This is a genomic window from Streptomyces sp. NPDC088354 (genome assembly GCF_044753585.1).
Classification (GTDB): Bacteria; Actinomycetota; Actinomycetes; order Streptomycetales; family Streptomycetaceae; genus Actinacidiphila.
Genome location: NZ_JBIVNJ010000105.1, coordinates 1 through 5,552, shown reverse-complemented (window position 1 = coordinate 5,552; position 5,552 = coordinate 1). Strand labels below are relative to the sequence as shown.

The 5,552-nt window shown below is 65.2% G+C and carries 4 protein-coding genes and 2 pseudogenes; 4 read left to right on the top strand and 2 right to left on the bottom strand.

Going from position 1 to position 5,552, the window contains the following annotated elements; all coding sequences use genetic code 11:
- From ACIP98_RS41740 to ACIP98_RS41730, 3 genes and pseudogenes are all read left to right on the top strand, one after another.
- Positions 1–185: pseudogene (locus tag ACIP98_RS41740) on the top strand (NAD(P)-dependent alcohol dehydrogenase); the annotation flags it as partial.
- Complete coding sequence (locus tag ACIP98_RS41735; RefSeq protein WP_401982034.1) at positions 178–663, top strand: phosphotransferase family protein; 486 nt, start codon at positions 178–180, stop codon at positions 661–663. The pseudogene ACIP98_RS41740 and the gene ACIP98_RS41735, both read left to right, overlap by 8 nt.
- Before the next feature lie 709 nt (positions 664–1,372).
- Positions 1,373–2,167, top strand: coding sequence for a PP2C family protein-serine/threonine phosphatase (locus ACIP98_RS41730; RefSeq protein WP_401982032.1), 795 nt, complete (start codon positions 1,373–1,375; stop codon positions 2,165–2,167).
- Between the two features lie 199 nt (positions 2,168–2,366).
- On the opposite strand, the gene ACIP98_RS41725 is transcribed toward ACIP98_RS41730, so the two are convergent.
- Complete coding sequence (locus ACIP98_RS41725) at positions 2,367–3,359, bottom strand: helix-turn-helix domain-containing protein (RefSeq protein WP_401982029.1); 993 nt, start codon at positions 3,357–3,359, stop codon at positions 2,367–2,369.
- 548 nt (positions 3,360–3,907) lie between these two features.
- Here ACIP98_RS41725 and ACIP98_RS41720 point away from each other — a divergent pair.
- A pseudogene (locus tag ACIP98_RS41720) lies at positions 3,908–5,153 on the top strand (IS3 family transposase).
- Positions 5,154–5,173: 20 nt separating this feature from the next.
- On the opposite strand, the gene ACIP98_RS41715 reads toward ACIP98_RS41720, so the two are convergent.
- Positions 5,174–5,356, bottom strand: coding sequence for an STAS domain-containing protein (locus tag ACIP98_RS41715; RefSeq protein WP_401982027.1), 183 nt, complete (start codon positions 5,354–5,356; stop codon positions 5,174–5,176).
- Between the last annotated feature and the right edge of the window lie 196 nt (positions 5,357–5,552).

Genomic DNA, 5,552 nt, shown 5'->3' with positions numbered 1-5,552 from the left:
CGGAGCTGACCTACATGGGTTCCTTCTGGGGCAACCACCTGGACCTGGTCGAGGTGCTCTCCCTGGCCGAAGCCGGCCTCGTCAAGCACAACGTCCCCAAAGTCAAACTCGAAGACGTCAACGACAACCTCGAGGCATTGGGCCTCGGCGACATTGTGGGACGCCAAGTCATCGTCTTTGAATAGGGCGCATGTCTGCAACGGAGTCCAGCGGCCCCACCAGAACGGTGGGAAGTGGCTCCGCCAAGCGTTCGATTGGCAGGTCCGGAGGACGTCACCCCCCCGACTGCACGCACTGTGGCGCGACGAAGGCCGCCGCCGCCTCGACAACGCCATCGCCCTGGAACCCGTCTCCGACGCGCTCGTCCACGGCGACCTCGTCGGCTCCAACCTCCACTGGAGCCCCGACGGCAAACTCATCGGCGTCCTGGACTGGGACCTCGCCCTGCCCTTCGACCCCGCCATCGACGCCGCCACCATGGCCTGGCACGGCTGGGACACCATCCGCGACGCCGTCGACCTCGACACCTACCGGCGCGCCCGCATCTGGAACCAGACCCCTGGCGTCGAGCACCTCATCGCCGACCTGCCCGGCAAACCCCTGTCCAACGTGGACAGCTACATCGACCACATCGTGCCCTGGCTCAAACACCACAGCCCCTGACAGGCCGGGATTCCGCGCACGGGCCCCCGGCCCGGCCCCTGCCCGACGCCGTGCACAGCCTGCTGATGCCAGGCAACCAAGCCTGTCGGGTTGCTGACCGGAGCGCCAAGCGGGCCGTGCAGAGCCCATGAGCGTGACGCTCGCAGGGCGTGGTCGTTGAGCACGCGACTGTAAGTGCACAGCAAGGCCCCCGGAACTCTCTCCCCGTGGTTCCGGGGGCCTCATGCCGTCCGGAAGCCCCCGGCCACCACCGCGGCCCGCTCTCCACCCTGCTGCCATTTACCAGCAGCATCACACCAACGATCACAACCACTGCACAGAAGTCGAGAGATCACATGCGCGCCTGCGTGGATGGTCAAGATCTCATGCGCCGCCGAGCAACACCTGTGACTCTGCCTCGCCTACGGTCGGGGGTCGACCATCACTGGACACCCCATGACGACCGGCTCGGAAGGGCGTTGCCTCCTAGTTGTCGGGATGGGCGCGAAGTGAGGCAGAGAGGAGTGTCGTGACCGATCTTGAGCGGTTGGAGGACAGGTCCGTAGCGCACCTTGTGCGCATCGCCGGAACACTGTTTGGAGTCCTTCTTGTCTGCGCGGTCGTTCCGTTGTGCTGCCATCTGAAGGTCGCCTGTAGCGTTCTGCAGCTAGTTGCGGCACCAGTGACCGCAGTGGCTTGTGGCAGGTTGCTCCAGCTCTACCATCGGCGGGTGGCGGATGCCCGCGCCGTGTCTGACGCTGTGCAACAGGTTCTGCTGCGGCCGCTTCCTCCACGCATCGGCGGCCTGCATCTCGCTTCGGTCTACCATGCCAGCGGCGGACGCGCGCAGGTGGGTGGAGATCTCTACGCGGTCGCCCGGTCCGATAGGGCAACTCGCATCATCATCGGCGACGTTCGAGGAAGCGGGCTGCCCTCATTCCTTGACGTCGTCGCCATCCTAGGCGCCTTCCGGGAATGGGCACCCCAAGCCGTCCCTTTGACTGAGCTGTCCGCCCGCCTGGAGGAGAGCTTCCTTCGCCACCTGGCCGACGCGGACACCGGCACGCGCTTCAACGCGGACGAACACTTCGCAACGGCGCTGATCCTGGAAGTACCGGACTGCGGGCCCGTCGCTCGCATGGTCAGCTTCGGCCACCCGCCCCCACTGCGGGCCCGCGCAGGAAAGCTGGCCTTGCTGTCAGGTACGCCCTGCCCTCCGCTTGGGCTCGGCGCGCTGTGCGACATCCGCGCTCGCGAGAGCACCTTCGCGCTCGGCCCTTACGACACGCTGTTGCTGTACACCGACGGGCTCATCGAGGGTCGTGACTGCAGCGGGGTCTACTTCCCCTTCCTCGAACGTGCCGCCACCTGGACGTGGCATGACTGGCATCGGTGCTGTCATGACCACCTTCACAAAGTCCTGGCGGAGATCCTGGACGACATCGTCTCTCATTGTGGTGCCCTGCCGGCCGATGACCTCGCAATGATTGCGCTGGCCCGCCACAGAGAAGGGGCAAGCCAGTGATGAAGGCCACGAACAAGGTAGGGAGCACTTTCAACCTGTCCCCGACAGAGTGAGGCAGAGTCTGCCGTTGATGGCCCCTCGGACCAGCGTGACTGTCCTCAGTGGCGCGGACTGCCCCATCGCGCCTGTCACCCGATCGGTGGCCATTCTGAAAGAGCCCAATGGTCCGTGCCGTCACACCTGCTCACGAACGCTGCATCTATGGAGAACCCGGCCATGCGGTTCCGGAAATCTCGTCACGGGTCAGACGGCGCCACTCGACCGGGGAGATGCCGTAGGCGGCACGGAAGGCCCGGCTGAAGTGCGCGGGGCTGGCGAAACCCCATCGCTGCGCAATCGTCGCCACCGCCAACCCCGCCAGATCAGGACGCGAAAGGTCTTCGCGGCAGGCTTCAAGCCGTTGGTGGTGAATCCACCGGCTGACGCTCATGTCCTCGCCTTCGAACAACTTGTGCAGGTAGCGCACGGAGATATGGTGCGCGGCCGCGATCACGGCCGGAGACAGCTCCGGCCGGTTCAGATGATGCCTGATGTACTCGCGAATGAGCAGCCGCAGCGTCTCCTCCGCAGTCGGCGAGACATCCGCGTTGAGTCGCCCCTCATGGGCAACCAAAGCGATGAGCAGATCAACCATCCCCCGCTCCAGATACCTGTTTGCATCTGCCAGGCAGGCGTTCGCCTCCGCCGCAGAGGCAAGCCTGCCCACGTACGAAGCAAGAATTCCACCAAGGTAGTTTTCCGGAGAATACGCCTGGCCGGTAACACGGGACAGATACGCGTCGGGAACATCCAGCATCTCGAGCGGAACGGCAGCAATGCTTTGGCGAAAACTGCCGGAGAAGTCACCAATAAAAGGCCGCCGCGAGTCGACCAGAATCAATTCTCCGGGAGAAAGTTGCGTCTCCCGCCCGTCTTGGGACACGAGACTCCTACCCGCTTCCAGCAGGCTCACTATGAGCGTGTCACTCGAGTCGTTGGCGATGATCCCGGCAGTCCGAAGCACCTGCTGGGGGCTCGCTTCCACATGATTGATATGGATGGCACCGATTGAGGAGTACCAAAGGGAACCGCTCATCGCGCTGTCCTTGTGAAGCCGGATCTCAAGACGGGTGACAGCTCGGTGGACGGCTTCCGTCCAGTACTCCGCCCTCTCGGAGGGCGGAAGGATGTCGGTGTGGAATGAACTGATCACGATGCCGTCACGTCGATACAGGTCAAATTCGAAGGTTCCTCAAGCACCGCGGGACGGTGCTTAGGGGTGCCGGACTTTGCGACACAACCATTCTAAATGGTTTCAGTGAAGGTACGGGGCGGAGGGCGGAAGACTGCGGCATTCCCGCAGGGAAGGCGGCTGAGAGCTGCGGGAAACTACGTAATCCGGTGCCCGGCTCTCCTCAGGCCGCCGACTTCACCCGCCACCCTCTTCTCCAGGGTTGTCTGATTCAGCACGCGCGGTGGTTCCACGGAGATGGGGCTCGAGGTCACCTCGATCGTCACTACCACTGCGCAGGCAGCGACCACGACCACGAACAGCGCGCTATGACAGTGCGGGCAACGTTTCAATGTCACCACCCGAGCAGTCCTACCGGACCAGAGTCGGACGCCAGCGTGACTGGCTGCGAGCTCGCTTCCATCCTGCCAGGATTCACATGCGGTTCTACCGGCCCCGGGGCCTCCCCCTGAGTGGTGGACACGCTGATACTGGGTCTGCTTGATCCGGAGGAAGCGAGACAACCGCCGATGGCGATGAAGGACTACTCGGACGAGTTCAGGGCCGATGCTGTGGCCCTGTACGAGTCCACACCCGGGGCGACGTACAAGGGCATCGCCGCCGACCTGGGCGTCAGCCGGGGCAGCCTGCGCGAGTGGGTGCTGGGGACCGTGAACGCCGTGGTGTCGCCGCTGCCCCCGCGCCGGCCGGATCGAGGCGGGCCCGGAGCGGCAGGACGTCGCTGTCCGACGCTCCGGACGAGCGGATCCGGCAGTTGGAGGCCCGGGTGGCCGAGCTCGAGGCGAGTGAGCGGAAGCTGGCTACCGAGCGGGACATACTCCGCAAGGCGGCCAAGTATTTCGCGGGAGAGACGAACTGGTGAGCCGCTTCCATTTCGTCCGAGACCACCGGAACATCTACACGGTGAAGCGGCTCTGCCGGGTTCTGGACCTGAACCGGTCCAGCTACTACAAATGGCTCGCCGGTGCCGATGCCCGGGCCGTCCGGCAGAGCGGGGACCGGCTCCTGGCCGAGAAGATCCGAGAGGTCCACGGCGAATCCCGTGGAGCCTACGGCTCACCGAGGGTGACGGCCGAGCTTCGCGACAAGGGTCTGCGGATCAACGAGAAGCGGGTCGCCCGGGTGATGCGGGCGTTCTCGATCACCGGCATCCGCCTGCGCAGACGCGTCCGCACCACCGTCCCGGACCCGGCCACCTCACCGGTGGCGGACCTGTTCCAGCGAGACTTCACCGCCTCCGGACCAGGCCTGAAATACATGGGCGACATCACCCATCTCCTCCTCGCGGGCGGGGAGTTTCTCTATCTCGCGACCGTGCTGGACTGCTTCAGCCGCAAGGTCGTCGGCTGGTCCATCGCTGACCACATGCGCACCGGCCTGGTCGCCGACGCTCTCCGGATGGCAGCTGCGACCAGCGGCGGCCTCGACGGGGCGGTGTTCCACTCCGACCACGGAGCGCAATACGGATCGAGGGCCTTCGCCGGCCTCCGCGACCAGCTCGGCGTCACCCGATCCATGGGCGCGGTCGGCACCAGCGCGGACAACGCAGCCTGCGAGAGTTTCCACGCATCCCTCAAACGCGAGACTCTCCAGGGCGCCCGTGACTACGGCGAAGGCACCACCTGCAGGACAACGGTCTTCGGCTGGCTGACCCGCTACAACACCACCCGCCGCCGGCACTCCGCCAACGGCCACCCCAGCCCCAACGAATACGAACGCCGACACCACGCAGCTAAGCTCACGCTCGCCGCGTGATCAACAAAGCGTGTCCACCATCACAGGGAAGGCCCACCGTCGTGGTGGCGCTGAGCTCTCATCAGCAGGTTCAGCAGGGCGCTGTCACCGAAGGACACGCCAGAAAGATCGATCACCGCGACCGGAAGAGCGGCCTCGGCGGCCTCTGCCCATGCAGCATCCAAGCCGTGCCCGTCGACCTCACCTCGCACCGTGATCTCCAAGGCATGCCCATGCGCGGTGATCGTGACTCGTGTGTCAGACCCTGATGCCATGCGAGATTGTCGCAGTCCGAGACAAACGCCGTCCATGCCGCCGTCCCGAACCTCCGTCCCGCAATGGCCTCCCGCCCGGTGCAGGCGCATCCTGAAAGAGCGGCCCCGCTTGGAAAGGCTGCCCCCTTGGCCCAGAGCGGGACCG